Source organism: Pikeienuella sp., from assembly GCF_046290545.1.
GTDB lineage: Bacteria > Pseudomonadota > Alphaproteobacteria > Rhodobacterales > Rhodobacteraceae > Pikeienuella.
Genome location: NZ_JBKAGV010000015.1, coordinates 1 through 24,208 on the forward strand (window position 1 = coordinate 1; position 24,208 = coordinate 24,208).

At 69.4% G+C, this 24,208-nt stretch carries 23 protein-coding genes; 22 read left to right on the top strand and 1 reads right to left on the bottom strand.

Annotated elements, in window-relative coordinates; all coding sequences use genetic code 11:
- Positions 1 to 136: 136 nt before the first annotated feature.
- The 21 genes from ACE37J_RS13540 (at position 137) to ACE37J_RS13640 (ending at position 22,216) form a co-directional block, all read left to right on the top strand.
- A complete protein-coding gene (locus ACE37J_RS13540; RefSeq protein WP_409711796.1) occupies positions 137 to 1,537 on the top strand; it encodes a class I adenylate-forming enzyme family protein in 1,401 nt (466 codons plus the stop codon).
- Positions 1,538 to 1,577: 40 nt separating this feature from the next.
- A complete protein-coding gene (locus ACE37J_RS13545) occupies positions 1,578 to 2,285 on the top strand; it encodes a 3-oxoacid CoA-transferase subunit A (RefSeq protein ID WP_409711797.1) in 708 nt (235 codons plus the stop codon).
- On the top strand, positions 2,282 to 2,971 hold the full coding sequence (locus ACE37J_RS13550) for a 3-oxoacid CoA-transferase subunit B (protein ID WP_409711798.1): 690 nt from the start codon (positions 2,282 to 2,284) through the stop codon (positions 2,969 to 2,971). The genes ACE37J_RS13545 and ACE37J_RS13550 overlap by 4 nt, the downstream gene beginning before the upstream one ends.
- Positions 2,972 to 3,130: 159 nt before the next feature.
- Positions 3,131 to 4,441, top strand: a complete 1,311-nt coding sequence (gene ugpB / locus ACE37J_RS13555) for a sn-glycerol-3-phosphate ABC transporter substrate-binding protein UgpB (protein ID WP_409711799.1) — start codon at positions 3,131 to 3,133, stop codon at positions 4,439 to 4,441.
- A gap of 104 nt (positions 4,442 to 4,545) precedes the next feature.
- Positions 4,546 to 5,427, top strand: coding sequence for a sn-glycerol-3-phosphate ABC transporter permease UgpA (ugpA, locus tag ACE37J_RS13560; protein ID WP_409711800.1), 882 nt, complete (start codon positions 4,546 to 4,548; stop codon positions 5,425 to 5,427).
- Between the two features lies 1 nt (position 5,428).
- A complete protein-coding gene (ugpE, locus tag ACE37J_RS13565; RefSeq protein ID WP_409711801.1) occupies positions 5,429 to 6,277 on the top strand; it encodes a sn-glycerol-3-phosphate ABC transporter permease UgpE in 849 nt (282 codons plus the stop codon).
- Between the two features lies 1 nt (position 6,278).
- Entirely contained in the window at positions 6,279 to 7,286 is a 1,008-nt protein-coding gene (locus ACE37J_RS13570) for an ABC transporter ATP-binding protein (protein WP_409711802.1), read from the top strand.
- A 116-nt stretch (positions 7,287 to 7,402) separates the two neighbouring features.
- The gene (locus tag ACE37J_RS13575) at positions 7,403 to 8,389 is read left to right on the top strand and encodes an AraC family transcriptional regulator (RefSeq protein ID WP_409711803.1); all 987 of its coding nucleotides are present in this window, start codon (positions 7,403 to 7,405) and stop codon (positions 8,387 to 8,389) included.
- 80 nt (positions 8,390 to 8,469) lie between these two features.
- Positions 8,470 to 9,300, top strand: coding sequence for a hypothetical protein (locus tag ACE37J_RS13580; RefSeq protein WP_409711804.1), 831 nt, complete (start codon positions 8,470 to 8,472; stop codon positions 9,298 to 9,300).
- A 319-nt stretch (positions 9,301 to 9,619) separates the two neighbouring features.
- Entirely contained in the window at positions 9,620 to 10,120 is a 501-nt protein-coding gene (locus tag ACE37J_RS13585; protein WP_409711805.1) for a PRC-barrel domain-containing protein, read from the top strand.
- Between the two features lie 86 nt (positions 10,121 to 10,206).
- Entirely contained in the window at positions 10,207 to 11,229 is a 1,023-nt protein-coding gene (locus ACE37J_RS13590) for an alpha/beta fold hydrolase (RefSeq protein WP_409711806.1), read from the top strand.
- Between the two features lie 103 nt (positions 11,230 to 11,332).
- Positions 11,333 to 12,397 (top strand): PotD/PotF family extracellular solute-binding protein, encoded by a 1,065-nt coding sequence (locus ACE37J_RS13595; RefSeq protein WP_409711807.1) that lies wholly within the window; start codon positions 11,333 to 11,335, stop codon positions 12,395 to 12,397.
- A 149-nt stretch (positions 12,398 to 12,546) separates the two neighbouring features.
- A complete protein-coding gene (locus ACE37J_RS13600) occupies positions 12,547 to 13,461 on the top strand; it encodes an ABC transporter permease (RefSeq protein WP_409711808.1) in 915 nt (304 codons plus the stop codon).
- Positions 13,458 to 14,288, top strand: coding sequence for an ABC transporter permease (locus tag ACE37J_RS13605; RefSeq protein ID WP_409711809.1), 831 nt, complete (start codon positions 13,458 to 13,460; stop codon positions 14,286 to 14,288). The genes ACE37J_RS13600 and ACE37J_RS13605 overlap by 4 nt, the downstream gene beginning before the upstream one ends.
- Positions 14,285 to 15,358 (top strand): ABC transporter ATP-binding protein, encoded by a 1,074-nt coding sequence (locus ACE37J_RS13610; RefSeq protein WP_409711810.1) that lies wholly within the window; start codon positions 14,285 to 14,287, stop codon positions 15,356 to 15,358. The genes ACE37J_RS13605 and ACE37J_RS13610 overlap by 4 nt, the downstream gene beginning before the upstream one ends.
- 54 nt (positions 15,359 to 15,412) lie before the next feature.
- Positions 15,413 to 15,853 carry a universal stress protein gene (locus ACE37J_RS13615; RefSeq protein ID WP_409711811.1) on the top strand — a complete coding sequence of 147 codons (441 nt, stop codon included), beginning with the start codon at positions 15,413 to 15,415 and terminating at the stop codon, positions 15,851 to 15,853.
- A gap of 9 nt (positions 15,854 to 15,862) precedes the next feature.
- Positions 15,863 to 16,723 carry a LysR family transcriptional regulator gene (locus ACE37J_RS13620; RefSeq protein WP_409711812.1) on the top strand — a complete coding sequence of 287 codons (861 nt, stop codon included), beginning with the start codon at positions 15,863 to 15,865 and terminating at the stop codon, positions 16,721 to 16,723.
- Between the two features lie 98 nt (positions 16,724 to 16,821).
- Entirely contained in the window at positions 16,822 to 18,045 is a 1,224-nt protein-coding gene (acdA, locus tag ACE37J_RS13625) for a 3-sulfinopropanoyl-CoA desulfinase (protein ID WP_409711813.1), read from the top strand.
- 7 nt (positions 18,046 to 18,052) lie between these two features.
- On the top strand, positions 18,053 to 19,675 hold the full coding sequence (locus ACE37J_RS13630; RefSeq protein WP_409711814.1) for a thiamine pyrophosphate-binding protein: 1,623 nt from the start codon (positions 18,053 to 18,055) through the stop codon (positions 19,673 to 19,675).
- Positions 19,662 to 21,074, top strand: a complete 1,413-nt coding sequence (locus ACE37J_RS13635) for a tetratricopeptide repeat protein (protein ID WP_409711815.1) — start codon at positions 19,662 to 19,664, stop codon at positions 21,072 to 21,074. The genes ACE37J_RS13630 and ACE37J_RS13635 overlap by 14 nt, the downstream gene beginning before the upstream one ends.
- A gap of 329 nt (positions 21,075 to 21,403) precedes the next feature.
- Positions 21,404 to 22,216 (top strand): GNAT family N-acetyltransferase, encoded by an 813-nt coding sequence (locus ACE37J_RS13640; protein WP_409711816.1) that lies wholly within the window; start codon positions 21,404 to 21,406, stop codon positions 22,214 to 22,216.
- 7 nt (positions 22,217 to 22,223) lie between these two features.
- Here the strand turns inward: ACE37J_RS13640 and ubiG are convergent, their stop codons facing one another.
- Positions 22,224 to 22,964: a bifunctional 2-polyprenyl-6-hydroxyphenol methylase/3-demethylubiquinol 3-O-methyltransferase UbiG gene (gene ubiG / locus ACE37J_RS13645; RefSeq protein WP_409712413.1), complete on the bottom strand. Its 741-nt coding sequence runs from the start codon at positions 22,962 to 22,964 to the stop codon at positions 22,224 to 22,226.
- 64 nt (positions 22,965 to 23,028) lie between these two features.
- Here ubiG and pip point away from each other — a divergent pair, with 64 nt between their 5' ends.
- Positions 23,029 to 24,039 carry a prolyl aminopeptidase gene (gene pip, locus ACE37J_RS13650; RefSeq protein ID WP_409711817.1) on the top strand — a complete coding sequence of 337 codons (1,011 nt, stop codon included), beginning with the start codon at positions 23,029 to 23,031 and terminating at the stop codon, positions 24,037 to 24,039.
- Positions 24,040 to 24,208 lie beyond the last annotated feature (169 nt).

Sequence of the window (24,208 nt, forward strand, 5' to 3'; positions counted from 1 at the left end):
GGCCGGCGGGCCGATATGCGGGGCGTATCGGCCAGGCGCTTCTGGCGACGGCCTCTCACATAACGGCGGTCTGTTCGGCGCGAGGAACAGGGCATTCCCCGTCGCCCTTCCCCCCGCCCGCCGCTTTCCGCTACCGATGGCGGGGGAGGGCGCGCGGATGCTGCATGAAGAGATTCTCGGCGGGGTCGCCCGCGGCGCCCGCATCGCGGACGAGGCGGGGGAGACAACGGGCGCGGCGCTGTTGGAAGAGGCGTGGCGGGCCGCGGCCGCGCTGCGCGAGGCGGGGGCCGGGCCGTGGGAGCCGGTGATACTCCCCGTCTCGAACCGGGCGACGGACCTCGGCGCGATGCTGGGGGCGATGGCGGCCGGCTGCGTCGCCGTCCCGCTTTCCCGCGCCGCGGCGCCGGCGACGCGGGAAGCGGCGCTCTCGCTCGTCAGGCCGCGCTTCGCGCTCGACCTTGCCGCGGTGGAGCCCCTCGCCCGGATCGGGGAGGCGCCGCCACCCGCGCGGCCGCTGCTCGAAGGGGCGGCGCTCGTCATCTTCACCTCGGGCTCGACGGGCGCGCCGAAGGGCGTCGTGATCGGGGCGGAGGGATTCCGCGGCAAGCTCGCGCAGATCGAGGCGCGGCTCGGCTGGGCGCCCGGGGGGCGGACGATCCTGCCGCTCCAGCTCACCTTCATCTTCGGGCAATGGGTCGCGTTCCTCACGCTGATGCGCGGCGGCTCGCTGAATCTCGTCGGGCGGTTCGACCCGGCCGCGATGCGCGCGGCGCTGGCGGCGGGGGAGGCGGAGGCGCTCGCCGCGGTTCCGACCATGCTGCGGGCGATGCTGGCGGCGGGGGGCGAGCCAGTCCCTGCGCCGCTCCTCCTGATGACGGGGGGCGAGACGCTCTCCCCCGCCCTCGGCGCCGCGCTCTCCGCCGCCTTCCCGGCGGCGCGGATCGCCGATCTCTATGGGCTCTCGGAGACGAACGGATGCGACTTCTTCAATGAAGGCAGGCATTTCATAACCAATCTTGGCACGCTGGGCGAAGTCGCGCCGGGGCAGGAGGCGCGGATCGATGCGGCGACGGGGGAGCTCCTGATCCGCACGCCCTACCTGATGCGCGGCTATCTCGACCGGCCGGACCTCACCGCGGCGGCGCTCGCGGACGGGTGGCTGCGGACCGGCGACATGGCGGAAATCGCGGCCTCGGGCGCGGTGCGGCTCGTCGGGCGGCTGAAGGAGCTCATCAACCGCGGCGGCAACAAGGTCGCGCCGATGGAGGTGGAGGCGGCCTTCGCCGCCCATCCCGGGATCGCCGCCTGCCTCGCCACCGGGGCGGCGGATGCGGCGCGGGGCGAGGCGATCCACCTCCTCGTCGTGCCCGCGCCCGGCGCTTCGCCCGATCCCGCGGCGCTCCGCGACTGGGCGCGCGGGCGGCTGGAGCCCTGGAAGCTGCCGGACCGCATCCATATCGGGGAGGCGATCCCCCTCGGCCCGACAGGGAAGGCGGACCGGCTCGGGCTCCGCCGCCGGATAGAGGCGGAGGCGTGAGCGTCTTCCCTCCGTCACACGGCGCGGCTAGGATTCGCGCATGAGCAAGCCCGTGACGACTCCCCAAGAGGCCGTCGCCCCCGTCTATGACGGGGCGACGGTGATGATTTCCGGCTTCGGCGGCTCCGGCGCGCCGATCGAGCTGGTCCATGCGCTGATAGACCAGGGGGCGAAGGGCCTCACCATCGTCAACAACAACGCCGGAACCGGGCAGGTCGGCCTCGCCGCGCTGATCCGGGAGAAGCGGGTTGAGAAGGTGATCTGCTCCTATCCCCGCACCAACGACGCGCGCTGCTTCACCGAGCTTTACCTTGAGGGCAAGATCGCGCTGGAGCTTGTGCCGCAGGGCACGCTCGCGGAGCGCATCCGCGCCGCCGGGGCCGGAATGCCCGCTTTCTTCACCCGCACAGCCGCCGGCACGGAGCTGGCGAAGGGCAAGGAGACGCGGGAGATCGACGGCGTCCTCTATGTGCTGGAGACATGGCTCAAGGCCGACTTCGCGCTGGTGAAGGCGGACAAGGCGGACAGGGGGGGCAACCTCACCTATCGTCTCTCGGCCCGGAATTTCGGGCCGATCATGTGCATGGCGGCGAAGACGAGCATCGTGCAGGTGCGGGAGGTCGGGCCGAAGGGGAGCATCGACCCGGAGATCGTCGTCACCCCCGGCATCTATGTGGACCGGATCGCGCATGTCGCGGAGCCGGTGCAGGAGGAAGTCCTCTTCAATTCGGGAGCGCGCTACCCATGAGCGAGACCCTCGCCTCCTTCCGCCTGACCCGCGGCCAGATCGCCTGGCGCGCGGCGCAGGACATTCCCGAAGGCGCCTATGTCAATCTCGGCATCGGCATGCCTGTCGCCTGCGCGAACCATGTGCCTGCGGGGCGGGAGGTCACCTTCCAGTCCGAGAACGGCATCCTCGGCGTCGGGCCGCGCCCGGCGAAGGGGGCGGAGGATTTCGACCTCATCAACGCCTCGAAGGACCCGGTGACGCTCCTGCCCGGCGCCGCCATCGTGCATCACGCTGACAGTTTCGCGATGATCACGGGCGGGCATCTCGACCTCGCGATTCTCGGCGCCTTCGAGGTGGCGGCGAACGGCGACCTCGCCAACTGGTCCACCGGCGCGGCGCGGGTGCCGGGGGTGGGCGGGGCGATGGACCTCGCGGCCGGGGCGAAGGCCGTCTGGGCGCTGACGACGCATGTGGACAAGGCGGGCCGGCCGAAGCTGGTGGAGGCCTGCGACATGCCGCTGACCGGCGCGGGCGTGGTGAAGCGCGTCTTCACCGACCTCGCGGTGATCGAGGTGACGGCGGAAGGCTTCGTGCTGCGGGAAATGGTGGAGGGGATCGACGTCGAGGCGCTCCGCGCGCTCACCGGCGCGCCGCTTCATGTGCCGGCCGCGCCGGCAAGGCTCTCGCCGCCGGCGGATCTCTAGCGGCTTTCGCCGCCGGCGGGTCTTTAGCGGCTTGCGCGCATCCGCGAGTTGTCACAAAACTGACATATAAGCGTAACGAGCCCGCCAAGGGCCGCGCATAACAACCCGCGATCCGGGCGCGACGCGCCCGGCTCCAATGGTTCGACAAAGGGAGCCCCCATGAAAAACCTGCTGATCGGCGCCGTCGCCGCATTCGCGCTCGCAGGCGCGGCGCACGCCGCCCCGAAGGAGATCAACTTCTGGCACGCGATGGGCGGCCAGCTCGGCGAGCTGACCGACAAGTTCGCGGCGGATTTCAACGCCAGCCAGACCGAGTATCAGGTCAATGCGATCTACAAGGGCGACTATACCGAGACGATGACCTCCGCCATCGCCGGGTTCCGCTCCAAGGCGCATCCGCATATCGTGCAGGTCTTCGAGGTCGGCACCGCCACGATGATGGCCGCCGAAGAAAAGGGCGCCGTCTATCCCGTCTATCAGCTGATGGCCGATGCGGGCGTGGAGTTCGACCAGAGCGGGCTCATCCCCGCCGTCGCCTCCTACTACACGGACACGGAGAACCGGCTGCTCTCGATGCCGTTCAACTCCTCCTCCCCGGTGATGTGGTACAACAAGACCAAGCTTGACGAGCTCGGCCTCGCCGTCCCGACGACCTGGGACGAGGTGTGGGACGTGGCGCGCAAGGCGAAGGAAGCGGGCGTGAAGGCCCCGGTATCCTTCGGCTGGCAGTCCTGGGTCCAGATCGAGAATTACTCGGCCTGGCATGACATTCCGGTCGGCACGGAGCAGAACGGCTTCGGCGGGCTCAACACCGAGTTCACCTTCAACAACGAGCATGTGGTGAACCACATCCAGTCCATCGCCGACGCCGGGAAGGAAGGACTCTTCCAGTATGGCGGGCGGCGGGGCGACAGCCGCGGCATGTTCGTGAACGGCGAGTCGATCCTCTGGATGAACTCCTCCGCCTATTACGGCGGGTTCAAGAAGGACATCACCGAGTTCGAGTTCGGGCAGGCGATGCTGCCGCTCGACACGAAGGTGAAGCCCGCCCCGCAGAACTCCATCATCGGCGGCGCCACCCTCTGGGTGCTGAACGGCCATGACGCGGAGAGCTACAAGGGCGTCGCCGAGTTCTTCAAGTTCATCTCCTCGGCGGAGCAGCAGGCGGACTGGGCGGAGCAGACCGGCTATGTCCCCGTCACCACGGCGGCCTACGAGCTTTCGAAGAGCCGCGGCTTCTTCGACGCCAATCCGGGCACCGATACGGCGATCAAGCAGCTTTCGCTGAACGAGCCGACGACGAACTCCAAGGGCGTGCGCTTCGGCAACTTCGTTCAGGTCCGCGACGTGATCAACGAGGAGCTGGAGGCCGTCTGGGCCGGCCAGAAGGATGCGCAGACGGCGATGGACGATGCGGTCGCCCGCGGCAACGAGCTTCTGCGGCGGTTCCAGGCCGCGAACGGCTCGTAAGCGCAAGAGCCCGGCCCCGGCCCTGAGCCGGGGCCCCGCAGGTCAGCGCGCTGAACCTCGGGGCCCCGGATCGGGTCCGGGGCCTTGCTTCCCCGCAGGCCCCCATGCTGAAACGCGTCACCTTCCGCCATCGCTGGCTGCCCTACGCCCTCGTCGCGCCGCAGATCGTCGTGACGTTGATCTTCTTCATCTGGCCGGCCTATCAGGCGCTGGAGACCTCCTTCTACATCGAGGACGCGTTCGGGTTTTCCCGCGAATGGGTCGGTCTCGAGAATTTCCGCGCGCTCTTCGCGGACGCGACCTACATGGCGTCCTTCTCCACGACCATAGTCTTCGGCCTCGGCGTCACAGCGCTTTCCATGTCGATCTCCCTCGCGCTCGCGGTCGCCGCGAACCGGGTGATCCGCTCCGCGCTCGCCTACCAGACCTCGATCATCTGGCCCTATGCGGTCGCGCCGGCGGTGGCCGGGGTGCTCTGGCATTTCATGATGAACCCCTCGCTCGGCATCTTCGCCTATTGGCTGGAAGGGCTCGGCTATGAATGGAACCACTACGTCAACGGCGACCAGGCGCTGCTGATGGTGACGGTCGCGGCGGCGTGGAAGCAGATCAGCTACAACTTCCTCTTCTTCCTCGCGGGGTTGCAGTCCATCCCGAAGAGCCTGATCGAGGCGGCGGCGATCGACCGGGCGGGGCCGGTGCGGCGGTTCTGGTCCATCGTCTTCCCGCTCCTCTCGCCGACGACGTTCTTCCTCCTCGTCGTCAACCTCGTCTACGCCTTCTTCGACACGTTCTCCCTGATCCACGCGACGACGAACGGCGGGCCGGCGAACGCGACCTCGATCCTCGTCTATAAGGTCTACAACACCGGCTTCGTCGGGCAGGATTACGGCGGCTCGGCCGCGCAATCGGTGATCCTGATGGGCATGGTCGCGGCGATGACGGTGGTGCAGTTCCGCTATGTCGAGCGGCGGGTGAATTACTGAGATGATCGAGAACCGCCCCTGGCTGAACGTGCTGACCCATGCCGGGCTCCTGCTCGGCGTCTTCTTCCTCTGCTTTCCGGTCTGGATGGCGCTCGTCGCCTCGACCCACGGGCCGGAGGCGCTCTCGCGCTCGCCGATCCCGCTCTGGTTCGGGGATCGGGGGTGGGAGAATTACTCCCAGCTGCTCTCGGGCGGTTTGCCGGAAGCGGGGGGCGTGCCCGTGGGCATGATGATGCTCAACAGCCTGATCATGGCGCTCCTGATCGCGGTGGGGAAGATCGCCGTCTCCATCATCGCGGCCTACGCCATCGTCTATTTCCGGTTCCCGTTCCGGATGGGCTTCTTCTGGATGATCTTCATCACGCTGATGCTGCCCGTCGAGGTGCGCATCCTGCCGACCTATGACGTGATCGTCCGGCTCGACATGCTGAATTCCTATACCGGCCTCTCGCTGCCGCTCGTCGCCTCGGCGACGGCGACCTTCCTCTTCCGGCAGTTCTTCCTCACCATCCCGGACGAGCTGGTGGAGGCGGCGCGGATCGACCGGGCGGGGCCGATGCGCTTCTTCAGGGACATCCTCGTGCCGCTCAGCCGCACGAACATCGCCGCGCTCTTCATCATCCTCTTCATCTTCGGCTGGAACCAGTATCTCTGGCCGCTGCTGGTGACGACGGAGGAGCGCTATTACACCATCGTCATGGGCATCCAGCGGATGACCAATTCGGGCGAGGCGCTGCCCGTCTGGCACTACATCATGGGGACGGCCGTGCTCGCCATGATCCCGCCGGTGCTCGTGGTGCTCTCGATGCAGAAGCTCTTCGTCAAGGGGCTGGTGGAGCAGGAGAAATAGCATGGCGGGTCTCTCCCTCCGGGGCGTGAAGAAGGTCTATCCCGGCGGCGTGACGGCGATCCACGGCGCCGATATCGAGGTGGCGGACGGGGAGTTCGTCGTCCTCGTCGGCCCCTCGGGCTGCGGCAAGTCCACGCTTCTGCGCATGGTCGCGGGGCTGGAGGAGATCACGGGCGGCGAGATACGGATCGGCGGAGACGTGGTGAACCGCAAGGAGCCGGGGGAGCGGGACATCGCGATGGTGTTCCAGAACTACGCGCTCTATCCGCACATGACCGTGCGGGAGAACATGTCCTACGGCCTCCGCAACATGCGGACCCCGAAGGCGGAGATCGAGGCGCGGATCGCGGAGGCGGCGAAGATCCTTCAGCTCGGCGATTATCTCGACCGGAAGCCGCGGCAGCTTTCGGGCGGGCAGCGCCAGCGCGTCGCCATGGGCCGGGCGCTGGTGCGGGAGCCGAAGGCCTTCCTGCTCGACGAGCCGCTCTCAAACCTCGACGCGAAGCTCAGAGGCCACATGCGGGCGGAGCTGAAGGAGCTGCACCAGCGGCTCCGCGCGACCTTCATCTACGTCACGCATGACCAGGTGGAGGCGATGAGCCTCGCGGACCGGATCGTGGTGATGAATTCCGGGCGGATCGAGCAGATCGGGGCGCCGCGGGAGATCTATGACCGGCCCGCCACCCGCTTCGTCGCGGAATTCATCGGCGCGCCGCCGATGAACTTCCTCCCCGGCGCGCTGGTCGGCGCGAACGCCCCGCATGTCGGCGTCCGGCCCGAGGCGCTGACGGTAGGCGGGGCGGGGGATGTGCGGCTCGAAGGCGTGGTGAAGCTGGTGGAGGACCTCGGCGCGGACCGGTTCGCGCATGTCTCGGTGAACGGGGCCGAGGCCCCGGTCATCGCCCGCGTCGCCGCCCATGCGCGCCACGCGCCGGGCGAGGCGGTGGCGCTGACGGCGGAGCGCGCCGCGCTCCACGCCTTCGACGCGGAGGGGCGGCGGGCGGCGTGATCGCGCCGGCAAATCGGCGCGACAAGGCTGTGAACGTGCGCAAACGCGCTTGATCGACCGGCGCCGCGGCTCCACGCTCCGCATCCTGTTGCGTCAGCGTCAGGGAGCCTCACGCCATGCTGGATCGGGAACGGGTCTTCACCGCGCGATGCGCCGACGAGGCGGGCGCCTTCCTCGCCGCGAAGAATCTCTTCCTCTCCGCCCCGTCGCCGCGCGCGAAGAGCGGCGATTTCGCCGCCTTCAACACGATCTACGCCCCCGGCCTCTATCTCAGCTGCATCCGCTACGGCGCGGCGGTGGAGATTTCCGCGCCGGCGGAGCGCGGGGATTACGGGCTCGCCGTTCCTCTCGAGGGAGCGAGCGCGGCGACGGGGGAGAACGGGTTCGAGGCCTGCACCGGGGCGCGGACCATCCTCGCCTCGCCGGGCAGGCCGCAGCGTTCGCGCTTTGGCGCCGGCTCCCGCCGCCTCGCGCTCTCGGTGGCGCGGGAGACGGTGCGCCGCCGCGTCTCCGCGCTCACGGGCGCGCCGGTCGCGGGCGACGTCGCCTTCGCCCCCGGGCTCGATCTCGGCTCGGGCCCCGGCCGGATCGTGCGGGACGCGATGTTCCTCGTGGCGGAGGCGCAGGACCGCGGGCGGGAGGTCTTCGCCGACCCGCTCCGCGCGGCGAATTTCGAGGAGACGGTGCTCAACACCCTGCTCCTGCACCACGATCATTCCCATGCCGCGCTCTTCGAGCGGCGGGCGCGCGCCCCGGCGACGCGGGACGTGAAGCGGGCCATCGACTTCATAGAGGCGAATCTCGACCAGCCGCTGCGGCTCGGCTGCATCGTCGCGGAGGCGGGCGTCTCCGGCCGGGCGCTCAGCGCCCATTTCCGGGACGCGACGGGGCTTTCCCCGATGGCCTATCTCCGCCTCGCCCGGCTCCGCGCCGCGAGGGCGTCGCTGGAGCGGGGCGAGGCGGCGAGCGTGACGGATGCGGCCTTCCGCTTCGGCTTCCTCCATCTCGGCCGCTTCTCCGGCGCCTATCTCGAAGCCTTCGGCGAGACGCCTTCGGAGACGCTGGCCCGCGGGCGGCGTCGCTTTTCCGCCGAAACCGGATAAGCGGCGCCGGGGGCGGATAGCGGGGCGGGGCGGGGGCGGCGACGTTCGATTTCAGGTCGAACAATCGCAGGAGCCCCGGAATGAAACGCCCCCTCGCCGCCCTCGCCCTCCTTCTCCTCCCCGCCGCGGAGGCCGCCGCCCTTACGCTCGATCTCGGCATCCGTAGCGTCGAGGCCACGTTCGTGGACCGGACGGGGAACCTGATCGCCCAGAATTCCGACAGCGAAACGGTCAGGGACGACGACCCATACACCCGCACGCTTTCCGCCTTCATCGGCGGCGGCTCCGGCGGGTTCGAGGCCAGCGTCGGCATGGCGTCGAGCGGGTTCTTCGGCATCGATGCGGGGCTCTTCACCTCGGGGACGCTGACGACGAGGGTCAGCCAGCTCGAAACCTATGTGAACAACACCGCCTTGCCCATCGACCTGAGCGCAAGCTTCATCGTCGTCGAGGGGTTCCTCAACCTTGTGGCAGCGACGGGCTCGACGCTCAGGCTCGACGTGGCGACCGGCGAGTTCCCGTTCGGGAGCTTCGAGGCGTCCGGCGTCCTGACGGCCACGGATTTCGTCTCCGCCTACGAGGAGACGGGGGGGCCGCTGAACGGCGCGCAGGCGGCTCCCGGCGGCGCCGTCAACTTCCCCTTCCAGCAGGTGACGCTCGATCTCGGGCGGCTGGAGCCGGGGGATAGCTTCGACTACTTCTACACCCTCAGCATCGTCGCAAATGCGCCGATCAACGAGTTCGCGCGCTGGGTCTTCGTCGATCCGGGCGCCGTGGCGGGGCTCGCCTCCCCGTTCCAGCTGACGGGAACGCCTGCGGGCGTCGCGCCGGTTCCCGCGCCGGCGCCGGCGCTTCTCCTCGTCTCGGCGCTTGCGCTTCTCGCCGCCCGCGCCCGGCGGTCCGCCGCCTGAGCGCCCGCCCGAGGAAACCGGGCTGTTCCTCGCCGCGATGACCGGGGCGACGGTGGCGGGGGATCGTCCGATCAGGCTCGCCTCCGGGCGGGAGGGCGGCCTCGCCATGCCGGCCTTCCCCGCCGGGGCGCTGCTCCGCGGGCTTCCGGCCACCGGGCGGCGCTTCCTGATGCGGCGCCATTCGCGCGGCGCCGCTCTCACCCTTCGTTTCCGTTCGCGACGCTTCGTGAGGGGCTCGCGGAACCCCCGCCGGAACAAGGCGTTATCCAGCCACGAAACGGGCCGCCCCCGGGCCCGGGACAAGCGAAAGGATACGCATATGAAACCGCTCCTTCTTGGAACCGCCCTCACCCTCTCCATGTTCGGCGCCGGCGCCTGGGCGCAGAGCGCGACCGGAACCGAGACCCCGCCCGCCGCGGCCGAGGCGCCGACGTCGCCCTCCGCCGCGCCGATGGACAAGGCCATGCCGGCCGACGCCGTTCCCGCCGCGATAAGCGGCGCGCTCGCTTCCGAACTGATGGGGGAGCGCGTCTATGTCCGCTCGGCGGACGCCAATGAAAGCTGGGACGATATCGGCGAGATCAACGACATCATGCTCTCCTCCGACGGCGGCGTGGATGCGGTGATCATCGGCGTCGGCGGCTTCCTCGGCATCGGGGAGAAGGACGTCGCGCTCGACATCACCGACCTGACGACCATGACGGAAGGCGACGCCGAACCCTTCCTCGTCGTCGAGATGACGCGGGAGACGCTCGAGAACGCCCCGGCCTTCGACCCCGAGCAGCGGGCCGAGGCGCCGCGGGCGACGATCACGCAGTAACCGGCTACGCGCCCTCGCCGCCCGGTCCGCGCTTGCGGGCCGGGCGCACCCGTGCTTAGCCTCGCCGCGTCACGCGGGGGAAGACGATGCCGGAAACCGAAATCCTCGACCTCGGCCGCTTCACGCTCGCCTGCGGCGTTACGCTCCCCTCGGCGCGCCTCGCCTACCGGACCTACGGAAGCCTGAACCCGGCGAAGTCCAACCTCGTCCTCTATCCGACCTCCTACGGCGCGCATGACGCGGACATCGAATGGCTGATCGGCAAGGGCCGGATTCTCGACCCTGAGCGGTTCTTCATCGTCATCCCGAACCAGTTCGGGAACGGGCTTTCCACCTCCCCCTCCACCCTTCCCGAGCCCTTCACGATGGGCCGGGCTCCCGCCTTCTCCCATCTCGACAATCTCGCGGCGCAGGAACGGCTTCTGGAGGAGCGGTTCGGCGTGGAGCGGATCGCGCTCGCCTATGGCTGGTCGATGGGCGGGCAGCAGGCGCTGCACTGGGCCGCGCTGAGGCCGGATCGGGTGGAGCGGCTCTGCGTCACCTGCACCTCGGCCCGTACGAGTCCGCACAACCGGCTCTTCCTCGAAGGGCTGCGGGCGGCGCTCACCGCCGATCCGGGCTGGAACGGGGAATGGTTCGAGGCGCGGCCCGTGCGCGGCCTTCGCGCCTTCGCGCGCATCTACGCCGGCTGGGCGATGAGCCAGGCCTTCTATCGGGACCGGCGCTGGGCGGGCATGGGCTTCGCCTCCGTCGAGGATTATCTCGTGCGCGCATGGGAGGGGAACTTCCTGAGGCGGGACCCGATGAACCTTCTCTCCATGATCGACACCTGGATCGGCTCGGACATTTCCGCCAATTCCGTGTTCGGCGGGGACCTCGCCGCCGCCCTCGGCGCGATCCGGGCGCGGAGCGTGGTGATGCCCTCAACCACCGATCTCTATTTCACGCAGCGCGACAGCGAGATCGAGACGGCGATGATCGAGGGCGGCCGTCTCGTCCCCATCATGTCGGACTATGGTCACCGCGCCGGGAACCCGGAATTCGACAAGGGCGACGAGGCGGCGATCCGCGCCGAGGTCGAAGGGCTGCTGGCCGACTTCGAGGCCTGAGCCGCGGCGCCGCGGCGCCGCAAAAACCCCTTGAATGCGGCGCTGCGATGCGATGATCTTTGCGCAAGCGACACCGCGATCAACGCGACGCAGGGAGATGACCATGATTCGCACGCCTATCAGCCGCCGCGCCGCCCTCATGGGCATGGGCGCCGTAGGCCTCAGCTTCACCCTTCCGAAAGGCGGCTTCGCCGCTTCCGGCAAGGTCAACTTCTACAACTGGGACACCTATATCGGCGAAACGACGCTGGAGGATTTCACCGCCGCCACCGGCGTCGAGGTCCAGATGGACCTTTTCGCCGACAATGACGAGCTTTTCGCGAAGCTCCGCGGCGGGAACCCCGGCTATGACCTCATCGTGCCGACGAACGATTATGTCGAGCGCATGATCCTCGCCGGCATGTTGACCGAGCTCGATCATTCCAAGATCCCGAACATGGCCAATATCGGGTCCGGCTTCCTCAACCCCGCCTTCGATCCGGGCCGGAAATTCTCGCTCCCCTACATGTGGGGATCCATCGGCATCGGCTATCGCAAGTCCGCCGTCAGTTCCGTGCCGGACAGCTGGGCGCATCTCTACACGTCGGACGAGTACGCCGGCCGCATCTCCATGCTGTCGGACGGGCAGAACGTCTTCGGCATGGCGCTCAAGCTCATGGGCAAGTCGCTGAACGACTGGACGCCGGAGAACATCGCGGCGGCCGAGGAGATGCTGATCGCGCAGAAGAGCCGCATCACCGCCTTCGCGCCCGACAACGGGCAGGACCTCCTGCTCTCCGGCGAGGTCGACCTCGCGATGGAGTGGAACGGCGACATCCTGCAGGTGATGGGCGAGGATGACGATCTCGGCTTCGTGATCCCGAAGGAGGGCGGCCTGCTCTGGGAGGATACGCTCTGCGTCCCCGTCGGCGCGCCGAACCCGGAGGGCGCGCACGCGCTCATCAACTACCTGCTCGACGCCGAGGCGGGGGCGAAGATCGCCGAGTTCATCTACTACGCGACGCCGAACGCCGCAGCGAAGGCGCTGACGGCCGAGGAATACCGCACCAACCCGGCGATCTTCCCGCCGGACGAGGCGGTCGCCAAGTCCGAAACGGCGGTCTATCCCGGCCAGGAGGCCGTGCAGATGATCGACGAGGCCTGGACGCGCGTGAAGGCGGCCGGCTGATCCGGGGCGGGGCCAATGGCGCCGGCCGGCTCCGCATGGTCGGCCCCGGACCCGATCCGGGGCCTCGCCGGGATGGGCGAGCCGGCTGACCCTGCGCTGCGCAAATCGAGGGTCCGGCCCGGCGCCGGGGCTTCGGCAGGCGCCGGCTGATGGAAAGCTGGCGCCGCTCCCTCCCCGCGTTCGCGGCCTTCGCCGGGCCGACGACGCTCTGGCTGCTCGTCTTCTTCCTGATCCCGCTCGCGATCATCTGGCTTTATTCCTTCGGCGAGAACGTCTCGCTGACGGAGATCAGGACGACCTGGACGCTGGAGAATTACCGCCGCATCTTCGAGCCGGAGATCGCGACGCTGTTCTGGCGGACGGTGAAGCTCGCAGCGATCACGACCGTCCTCTGCCTCGTGATCGGCTATCCCGTCGCGCTCGTCATCGCGACGGCGGAGCAGAAGTGGAAGCCCTGGCTTCTCCTCATCATCATGCTTCCGTTCTGGACGAACCTCCTGATCCGCACCTATGCGATGCTGAACATCCTCGGCTCGCAAGGGCGGGTGAACGGGCTTCTCGAATGGGGCTGGCAGTTCCTTGACGGCGCGGCCGCGCTGATCGGGCTCGACGGTCTGTTCGGGGAGCGCTTCGTTCCGGTGCGCTTTCTCGGCACGGAGCTCGGCGTCGTCATCGGCCTCGTCTATGTCCACCTGCCCTTCGCGATCCTGCCGCTCTATTCGGCGATGGAACGGCTTGACCGCTCCTATCTCGAAGCCTCGATGGATCTCGGCGGCGGGCAGATCAGGACCTTCTTCCTCATTCTGGTGCCGCTCACTTCGGCGGGGCTGGTGACGGCGGCGATCATCACCTTCATCCCCGCGCTCGGCTCCTTCCTGACGCCAGATCTTCTCGGCCGCGGGCAGGTGGACATGATCGCGAACGTGATCGAGCGTCAGTTCAAGAAGGCGAATGACTGGCCCTTCGGCTCCGCGCTCTCGCTCTTCCTGCTCTACGTCACCTTCATCATCCTCGCCATCCGCGCCATCGTGGACATGCAGAACGCGAAGGGGAGGCGGGCATGAGCGCCGGGCCGTTCCAGTATGCGCGCAAGACCTCGATGCGGACGATCTTCGTCCTCGCCACGGTCTTCCTCTACGCGCCGATCATCGTCCTCGTCGTCTTCTCCTTCAACGACTCGCGGCGCGGCGGCAACGTGATCTGGCGCGGCTTCACGACCGACTATTACGTGAAGGCGTTCAACAACGCCTCGCTGGTGGAGGCCTTTGTCAACTCCATCGCAATCGCGCTGATCTCCACGATCTTCGCCGTGATCCTCGGGGCGATGACGGCCGTGCTGCTCTGGCGCTGGCGGTTCCCGTTCAAGCCGGTCTACGAGGGCCTGGTGGCGCTGCCCATCGTGATCCCCGAAATCTGCATGGGCGTGGCGCTCGCGGCCTTCTTCGTCGCCTCGGGCTTCACGGTCTCCCCCGATGCGCCCTGGCCCTTCAACCTCGGCAACATCATCATCGCGCACATCACCTTCTCCTTCCCCTTCGCGGCGATGGTGATCCGCACCCGGCTCCAGAGCTTCCCGCCGGAAATGGCGGAGGCGGCGCGCGATCTCGGGGCGAGCGAATACCAGGTGTTCAGGGACATCCTGATCCCCCACATGGTCCCCGGCCTGATCGCCGGGGCGCTCCTGGCCTTCACGCTCAGCCTCGATGATTTCGTCATCACCTTCTTCACCTCGGGGCCGAACACCGTGACCTTCCCGGTCAAGGTCTATTCGATGGTGCGCTTCTCCGTGACGCCGGAGATCAACGCCGCCTCGACCATCCTCATCCTGATGACGCTGGCGCTGACCTTCATCGCGATCCGGCTGCAGAAACCGTCGGAGATGACGAAATGAGCCAGCCCATCGTTTCCATCAAATCCGTCTCCAAGCGCTTCGGCTCCTTCGTCGCGGTGGACGATGTGGACCTCGATATCGCGGAGGGCGAGTTCTTCGCCATGCTCGGCCCCTCGGGCTGCGGGAAGACGACGCTCCTGCGCATGATCGCCGGGTTCGAGACGCCGACCGAGGGGCAGGTGATGATCGGCGGGGTGGACATGAGCCACACGCCGCCGAACCGCCGCCCGGTGAACATGGTGTTCCAGTCCTACGCCGTCTTCCCTCATATGAGCGTGGAGAAGAACGTCGCCTACGGGTTGAAGATGGACCGGGTTCCGGCGGCGGAGATCGGGCCGCGCGTGAAGGAGGCGCTGGCGCTCGTCCAGCTTTCCCAGTTCGCGGAGCGCAAGCCCGACCAGCTTTCCGGCGGCCAGCGACAGCGCGTCGCGCTCGCCCGCGCGCTGGTGAAGAAGCCGCGCGTGCTGCTGCTGGACGAGCCGCTTTCCGCGCTCGACGCCAAGCTGAGGGACGCGATGCGGCTGGAGCTGGTGAAGCTGCAGAAATCCATCGGCGTCAGCTTCATCATGGTGACGCACGATCAGGACGAGGCGCTCGCCGTGGCGGACCGGATCGCCGTGCTGCACCAGGGCCGGCTCCGGCAGGTGGCGAAACCGGAGGCGCTCTACCAGCGGCCGGCGGACGCCTTCGTGGCGGATTTCATCGGCAAGGCGAATTTCTTCCCCGCGCTGAAGGTGACGAGGGCCGGCGCCGGCGCGCGGGTGGAGACGAAGGAATTGCCGCCGCTCGACTTTCCGTCCGCGCCCGAGGGGAACCTCACGCTCGCCGTCAGGCCGGAGAAGATCGGCCTCGGCCCGGAGGCGGAGGGCGAGGTGAGGATCGAGGCGAAGCTGGGGGACGTGGCGTTCCAGGGGGACAGTTCGCTTGTGGAATTGCTCCTCCCCTCGGGCCGCGCGCTCCTCGCCGCGACGCACGGGAAGAGCGCGGCCTGGGTCGGCGCGCAGAAGGAGGGCGCGACGATCCCGCTTGGCTGGCGGGTGGAGGACATGCTGGCGCTGAAGGCGGATTAGGGGCGCCGCCCTTCGCGCTTCCCGGCTAGACTGCCCGAAAACAGGGAGCACGCCATGTTCGAAACGATCATCATCGCCTGGGACGGGTCGGACCATGCGCGGAAGGCGATCCGCGTCGGCTGCGACGTCGCGAAGAAATATGAGGCGAAGATCTGGCTCTGCCACACGCCCGAGGGCGGGGCGACGCCCATCGCCGTCGACCCGTTCATCGGCGCCGTCGGCGCGCCGCTGCCTCCCGAAGAGATCGCCGCCGCCGGCAAGGCGGCGCTCGACGAGGCGGAGGCGCTGGTGAAGGCGGAGGGTTGCGAGGTGACGGGCCGGCGCGTCGGCTCCGTCGCGCCCTCTGACGACGTTGCGGCGCTGGCGGAGGAGATCAAGGCGGAGCTGATCGTGATGGGGCGGCGGGGCAGGGGCGCCGTGGCCGGGCTCCTCTTCGGCTCGGCCAGCCAGGAGGTGCAGCGCGCCGCGCCCTGCGCCGTGCTGACGGTGATCTGACCTCGCGCGATGAACATCCGCCATCTCCGCACGCTCGTCGCGGCGGTGGAGCGCGGCTCCTTCGCCGCGGCGGGGGAGGCGGTGGGCGTTTCGCACTCCGCCGTGAGCCTCCAGATCAAGGCGCTGGAGGACGAGCTGGGCGTCTCCCTCTTCGACCGGACGAAGCGGCCCCCGGCGCCGACGCCGCGGGGCCGGGCGCTGGCCGACCATGCGAAGAAGACGCTCGAACATTTCGAGGCGGCCCGCGCCGTCGCGACCGGGGCGCTGGTGCGCGGGCGGCTCACGGTCGGCGCGGTGCCGACCGTGCTCTCCTCGCTCCTGCCGCCCGCGCTGATGCGGCTGCGGCGGGAGCATCCCGAATTGCGGATCGAGATCCGGTCGGACGGCTCCGCGGCCCTCGCCGCGCGGCTCCTGCAGGGGGAGCTCGACATCGCGATCTGCACGCGGCCCGATCCCTCCCCGCCCGGGCTCGAATGGTTGCATGTCTGCTTCGAGCCGCTCGCCGTCATCGCCCCGGCCCATGCGGCGGGGGAGGACGATGCGGCGCTGCTGGCCGCCAACCCCTTCATCTGGTTCAATCGCAAGTCATGGGCCGGGCGGGGGATCGAGGCGGAGCTGGCGCGGCGCGGGCTTTCCGTCACCTCCGACATGGAGGTGGATTCGCTTGAGGCCATCGCCTCGCTGGTGGGGGCCGGGCTCGGCGTCTCCATCGTGCCGGTCCGCCGCGGCGCGCCGCCCCTGCCGCGCAGGCTCCGCGCCGTTCCGTTCGGAGACCCGCCCTACCGGCGGGAGATCGGCGCGCTCGTCGCGCATGACGGGGCGCCGGATGAACTGACTGGGGCCTTCGTCGCCGCGCTCCGGGCGGTTTGAGCGAGATTTTCTCACGAAAACCGTTTCCACTATTCGCTTTGATGAGGCTTGCTTGAGGAATATCCTTCGTCACGAAATCGTGAGCGGGAGGGGCAGGAATGTACGATGCGGAAGGCGGGCGCGGCCCGTGGTTCGGGTTGAGCGCCGACCAGACGGCGCTGAGGGATCGCGCGCGGGCGCTGGCCGAACGCGCCGCCGCGCCGCTGGCGGCGGAGACGGACCGGACGGAGAGCTATCCCTGGGCCGTCGTCGAGGCGATGACGGCGGAAGGCTTCATGGGCCAGACCGTGCCGGAAGCGCTCGGCGGGCCGGGGCGGAGCTATTTCGACACCGTGCTCCTGATCGAGGAGATGGCGCGCGTCTGCGGCGTTTCGGGCCGCATCGCGGTCGAGGGGAACATGGGCGCGGTCGGCGCGATCATCGCCTACGGGTCGGAGGCGCAGAGGCGGCTGGCGGCGGAGCATGTGCTTTCGGGCGACAAGCCCGCCATTCTCATCACGGAGCCCGATGCGGGCAGCGCCGCGACGGAGATGACGACGACGGCCCGGCGCGAGGGCGCCGACTGGGTGCTGGAGGGCAAGAAACACTGGATCACCGGCGGCGGCGTCTCCCGCCTCCATCTCATCTTCGCCCGCGTGGTGGAGAACGGGGAGGAGAAGGGGATCGGCGGCTTCATCGCGCTGAAGGGCGAGAAGGGCCTCGTCATCGGAGACCGCGAGCCCACGATGGGCCTCCGCGGCATTCCGGAGACGGAGGTGCGGTTCGAAGGCCTCCGCCTCGGCGCGGAACGCCTGATCGCGCCGCCCGAGGGGCTGCGGCGCGGCTTCGCGGGGCTTATGAACGCCTATAACGCGCAGCGCGTCGGCGCGGCGACGGTGGCGCTCGGCATCGCGCGCGGGGCTTACGAGACCGCGCTCGCCTTCGCGAAGCGGCGGGAGCAGTTCGGCCGGCCCATCGCCGAATTCCAGGGCCTGCAATGGATCCTGGCCGACATGGGCATGAAGATCGACGCCGCCCGCCTGATGATCTGGCGCGCCGCGCTCTCCGCCGAGGCGACGGGCACGGGCTTCCCCGATCCGCTCCTCGCCGCGCAGGCGAAGATCATGGCCTCCGAGATGGCGGTCGAGGTCACGAACGCCGCGCTCCAGCTCCACGGCGCCGCGGGCTACAGCCGCCGCAACCCGGTCGAGCGCATGGTGCGGGACGCGCGGATGTTCACGATCGGGGGAGGCACGGCGCAGATGCTTCGCAATCTGGTCGCCGGCCGCATACTGGACATGAAGACGCCGCAAACGCGGGGAGGATATCTCCCGCAAGGATGAGGGCCGTATGAAGGACGCTGACGCCGCGACGGGAACCGCATCGGACGAGATTGCGACGAGGCTGGCGGAGGCGGGCTGCCGCCACGCCTTCGGCATCCCCGGCGGGGAGGTGCTGGCGCTGATGGATGCGCTGGCGCGCGCCGGGCTCCGCGTGACGCTCGTGAAGCATGAGAACTCGGGCGGGTTCATGGCGGAGGGGACATGGCACGCGACGGGCGCGCCGGGCGTCCTTTTCGCCACGATCGGCCCCGGCATCGCCAACGCCGCGAACTGCATCGCGAACGCGTGGCAGGACCGGGTTCCGCTCATCGTCCTCACCGGCTGCGTGCCGGCGGTGGAGGCGATGACCTACACCCATCAGGTCTTCGACCATGTCCGCTTCCTCGAACCGATCACCAAGGCGGCGATCCGGGTCGAGGCGGGGACGGCGGCGCTCGCCGTCGACAAGGCGCTCCGCATCGCGACCTCGGGCCGCCCTGGCCCCGTCGTGCTCGACGTGCCCATCGACGTGCAGCGCGAGCGCGGGCCCTTCCGCCGTTCCCGCCATTTCGCGGAGGCGGCGACGGCGCCCCATGGCGAGGCTCTCGCCACGGCGCAGGCGTGGCTGGCGGAGGCGGAGCGCCCGCTCGTCCTCGCCGGGCTCGACGTGCTGACGGAGCGGGCGGGGCCCGCGGTGGAGGCCTTCGCGCGGCGGCACGGCGCGCCGGTGATCGCCGCCTACAAGGCGAAGGGCGTGATCCCCGAAGGCGACCCGCTCGCCGTGGGCGCCGCAGGTCTTTCCCCCCTTGCAGACAAGGCCTTGCTGCCGCTTCTTCAGGAATCGGATTGCGTCGTTCTCGCGGGCTACGACCCGATCGAGATGCGGATCGGCTGGCGCGACCCCTTCGCGGAGGGCCAGCGAGTCATCGACATCGCCGCCGTCTCGAACGCCCACTACATGCACCAGGCCCCGCTCACCATCGTCGGGAGCGTCGCCGCCAGCCTCGAAGCCATCTCCGCCGGCGCCGAACCCCGCAAGACATGGCCCGGCGGCGAGCCTGCGGCGGCGAAGGCGCGGCTCCACGAGGCCTTCCGCGGGGCGGAGGCCTGGGGGCCGGCGGCGGTCATCGACGAGGCGCGGCGCGCCATGCCGGCGGGCTCGGTCGCGACGGTGGACAGCGGCGCGCACCGCATTGTCCTCTCCCATGTCTGGGAATGCGATCATGTCGGCGGGCTCCTGCAATCCACGGCGCTCTGCACGATGGGCTGCGCCGTGCCGCTCGCCATCGGGCGGAAGCTGGCGGAGCCGGAGCGGCCCGTCATCGCCTTTGTCGGCGATGCGGGGCTGGAGATGTTCCTCGGGGAACTCGCCACGGCGCGGGACCTGCGGCTCGGCCTGCCCGTCGTCGTCTTCGTCGACGAACAGCTCGGCCTGATCGAGCTGAAGCAGCGCGGATCGGGGATGGACAACCTCGGCGTCGAGTTCCCGCCGACCGATTTCACCGCCGTGGCGAAGGCGATGGGCGGGGAGGGCGTCACGGTCTCCGACCGCGCGGCCCTTCACGATGCCGTAACCGCCGCCTTGCGGCGCGACACGTTCACACTCATCTCCGCGATGATCGGGAGGAACGCCTATGATGGACGGATCTAGCCGAAACGCGCCGAGGCCGGGGCATGACGTCAGGGGCGTGCCCGTCTCCTACGCCCATCCCGACGCGCTCGAAGGGCTGGAGCGGGCGCTGGAAATGTCCCTCGCCTTCCGCGGCGACGCGGTGGCGGAGATCGACAGGGTTCTGGCCGACCACCCGGATTTCCTCATGGGCTGGCTCTTCAAGGCCGGCTGGCTGACGCAGGCGATGGAGACGCGCATCTATGGCGAGATGGTCGCCGCGCTCGCCGAGGCGGAGAAGCGCGCGGGCATGGCCAATGAGCGCGAACGGCTGCACATCGCGGCTGTGCGCGCCTGGGTGCGGGGCGATTTCTTCGGCGCCGTGCAGGAATGGGAGAAGGCGCTGGTGCTCCACCCGCGCGATCTCCTCGCGCTCGAACTGGTCCACCTGACCGACGTGCTGTTGGGGGACGTGGCGGGCCAGCGGGACGCGGTGGCCCGCGTCTTCACGCTCTGGGACGAGGGCGTGCCCGGATATGAATTCGTGCTCGGCTTCTATTCCTTCGGGCTGGAGGAGAACCGGGATTTCGCGCTGGCGGAGGAGATGGGGCGGCAGGCGCTCTGCATCCGCCCCGATAATCCCTACGCCGTCCACGCCGTCTCCCATGTCATGGAGATGAACGGGCGGCAGGCTGGCGGCATCCGCTTCATGCGGGAGCATGAGGCGCGCTGGGGGAGCTCCAACTTCGCCAACCATCTCTGGTGGCACACCGCGCTCTTCCATCTCGACATCGAGGAGGCGGAGCGCGTCATGGCGATCTATGACGCGCATCTGAACTCCGAGGGGAAGGCGGGCGACCGCTACGAGGAGCTGGACGCGGCGGCGTTGCTCTGGCGGCTCAATCTCTGCGGCGTCGACGTGGGCGCGCGCTGGCGGCACCTCGCGGACAAGTGGGAGCCCGCGGCGCAGGACACGCTCTACGCCTTCAACGACGTGCACGCGATGATGGCCTTTGCGGCGGATGACCGGCAGGCGGCGCAGACGGCGCTGCTGACCGCGAACGAGCGCTATGTCGAAAGCGCGTCGGACGCGAACGTGGCGATGAGCCGGGAGATCGGGATGCCCTTCTGCCTCGCGATCCGGGATTTCCAGCAGGGCGCGTACGGCGCCTGCGTCGATAGGCTCCTCCCCGTCCGCTACATGACGCACCGGCTCGGCGGCTCCTTCGCCCAGCGGGACGTGATCGGCTGGACCCTGCTGGAATCCGCGCTGCGGGCGAAGCGGTTCGACCTCGCCCTCGGCCTCGCCAACGAGCGGGCGATGCTGAAGCCGACCTCGGCGCAGAACTGGCGCGCCGTCGCCCGCGCCTTCCGCGGGCTCGGGGACAGGGGCAGGGCGGACCGGGTGGAGGCGAAGGCGGATTCGCTGATTGCGGGGTAGGGGGCGGGGGCGAGATCGAATAGGGCCGCTTCATCTGCCCCATGGCTGTCATCTTGCGCTCCGTAGTCAGGAGCGCCCGGCTGATCCGACCCGCGGCGGATCAGCCCGAGCTCGCGTCGGGCGTATACGCCCGACCCCGGCGGGCGCGAATCCGCGCCCGCCGCGGCGACCGCGGTCGGATCTACGACGTTCGGGAAGGCTTGGCGCCCATCGCCCTTCGGCCTTCGCCTCCGGGCGCATGAATGGCGGGCGCGCGCTGAACGTCATGGCCCCGTGGTGGAATTGAGGAAACGGTTGCCTTCTTGGACTTCGGGCGGCACGTTCCCCAGATGAGAGCCGGTGTGGGCGAGTTTTTCGGAAACGAGGCCCAGCAGGGCCTCCAGCGCCGCGCGGCTCACCTCTGGTCTCTCATCGGCGGCGACCCGCGCTTCGCCTCGCACGGCAGGGCGGTCGGCCTCGCAGAATTTCACCCCGACAATCTTGGGCTTCAGGTCGCGCTCGCCCGCCTTCAGGGCGTGGGCCCGCAGGAAAGCGTGCCGACAGCTGAGCTGGAGCGACTTCGGCTTGCGCTCGAAGCGGAGGGGCTCGTCGTCGATTCCTTCGTCGACTGGCGTGGGGACGAGGCCGCGCTCGACGCCGCCCGCGCGCTCCTCGCGGCGCGGAGCCTGCCCGAAGACCTCGAAATCGTCTCCGTGGACGCCGAAACCCCCGCGGAGGACCTCGCCGCGCTCGACCGGCTGACGCAGAGCTGCGGCGTGCTCCTGCCGATGGGCGCCTTCCTGCGCGGGCTTCGCCGGCCCTCAATCTGCCTTTTCGCGCGGGATCGTGCGGGCGCCGTAGTCGGCGCGACGGCCTCGGTGATGCAGTTCCACCCCGCGAGCCGCAAGGCCGGCCTCGCCTGGTGGGGGATGCTGGCGACGGACGAGCGGCGCCGCGGGCAGGGGATCGCCATCGTCATGGGCGCGATGTCCCTCCTCGCCATGAACGAGCGGTTCGGGACGAGCGCCTTCTTCACCGGGATCAGGGAGGGCAACGAAGCGTCCGAGGCGCTCTGCGCCCGGCTCGGCTTCGCGCCGACGGAGGCGCATGACGTCATCGCCGTCGACCCGGCGGTTCTCTCCGGCGGGCGGCTGACGAAGTGAGGGCCGCTCAGCCCGGCTTCACCGCTGTCATCAGATAGTTCACCCGCAGGCTCTCCACTAGTCGCCAGCCGCCGCGCATCGGGTCGGGCGCCATGCCCTTCGCATCGACGACCTCCAGCCCGGCGAGGCCGAGCGCCGCCTCCAGCTCCTTCGGCGTCGGGAATTTCCGCCAGTCATGCGTGCCCTTCGGCAGCCAGCGCAGCAGCCATTCCGCGCCGACGATGGCGGCGGCGAAGCTTTCCGGCGTTCGGTTGAGTGTGGAGAGGATCACCATCCCCCCCGGCTTCGCGAGGGCTGATAGGGCGTCGAGGAAGGCGGGGACGTCCGCCACATGCTCGACGATCTCCAGCGCGATCACGAGGTCGAATCGCGCGCCCCGCGCCGCCGCCGCCTCCGCGCTTTCGAGCCGGTAGTCGATCTCGAGGCCGGATGCCGCGGCGTGCGCGCGGGCGATGTCGAGGCTTTCCCCCGCCATGTCGAGCCCCGTCACCGAAGCGCCGAGCCGCGCCAGAGGCTCCGCCGCCAGCCCGCCGCCGCAGCCGACATCTACGGCCGCAAGCCCGGCGAAGGGCGCCCGCGTCCGGAGGTCGCGCCCGAATTCGGCGGCGGCCTGTTCGGCGATGTAGCCCATGCGGCAGGGGTTCATCTCATGGAGAGGGCGGAACTTGCCCGCCGGGTCCCACCATTCCGCCGCCATCGCCCCGAACTTCGCGATTTCCGCGTCGTCCACGGTTCCGGCGCCCGTCAATCCTGCGGACATTTTCCGCTCCCGCTATAGGCATGCGCCCAGCTTCGCCCTAGAACATGGGGCGATGAGAGGCAACCGCAACGATTCAGGGCCGGGCGCAGCGCCGCAATCGCGGCGGTCGCTCTATCCGCCGATCGAGCCCTTCAACCGGTTCCGGATGGAGGTCTCCGGCGGGCACGAGATTTATGTCGAGGAATGCGGGACGAAGGGCGCCCGCCCCGTCGTCGTCCTTCATGGCGGGCCGGGCGGCGGCTGCTCCCCGGGCATGCGCCGCTATTTCGACCCGGAGGCGTGGCACGTCATCCTCTTCGACCAGCGCGGCTGCGGCCGCTCGCGCCCGCACGCCAGCGTGGAGCGGAACACGACCTGGGATCTCGTGGAGGATATCGAGGCGATCCGCCGCCGCGTCGGCGTCGAGCGCTGGTCGATCTTCGGCGGCTCCTGGGGCGCGACTCTGGCGCTGGTCTACGCCCAGACCCACCCGAAGCGGGCGGTGGAGCTGATCCTTCGCGGCGTCTTCCTGATGACGAAGCGGGAGCTGGACTGGTTCTATGGCGGCGGCGCCGCAGTCTTCTGGCCCGATCTCTGGGAGGAGTTCCTGCGCCCGATCCCCGAGGCGGAGCGGGGGGACCTGATCGGCGCCTATCACAAGCGCCTGATGGGCGGCGACCTCGCGGTGCAGACGGAATGCGCCCGCATCTGGGCGCGCTGGGAGGGGGCGACCGCGACGCTCCGCGCCGATGACGACGCCGTGCCGGGCTACGCCGCCGCCTCCTACGCCCGCGCCTTCGCGCGGATCGAGTGCCATTACTTCCGCAACCGCGGCTTCCTGGCGGAGGACGGCCAGATTCTCCGCGATATAGGGCGGATACGGGACATTCCGGGCGTGATCGTGCAGGGCCGCTACGACATGGTCTGCCCGCCGCTCTCCGCCTTCGAATTGCACCGCGCCTGGCCGGGCTCGAAGCTCCGCATGGTCGGGGACGCCGGCCATGCGCTCTCCGAGCCCGGCATCACGGCGGAGCTCGTCGCGGCGACGGACGCCGCGCGGCTCGGGCCGCTCGCGGCGGAATAGTCAGAAGATCAGGACGAGCGCCAGCGCGCCGAGCGCCGCGACGGCGAGCTGCGTGGCGAGCGCCGTCGCCAGCGCCTCCGACGCGACGGAGAATCCTTTTTTCATCGGCTGAAAATCGTCCATGGCCCACCCCTGTTGACGAAATTCAACCTACAGGGTGAATCCGACC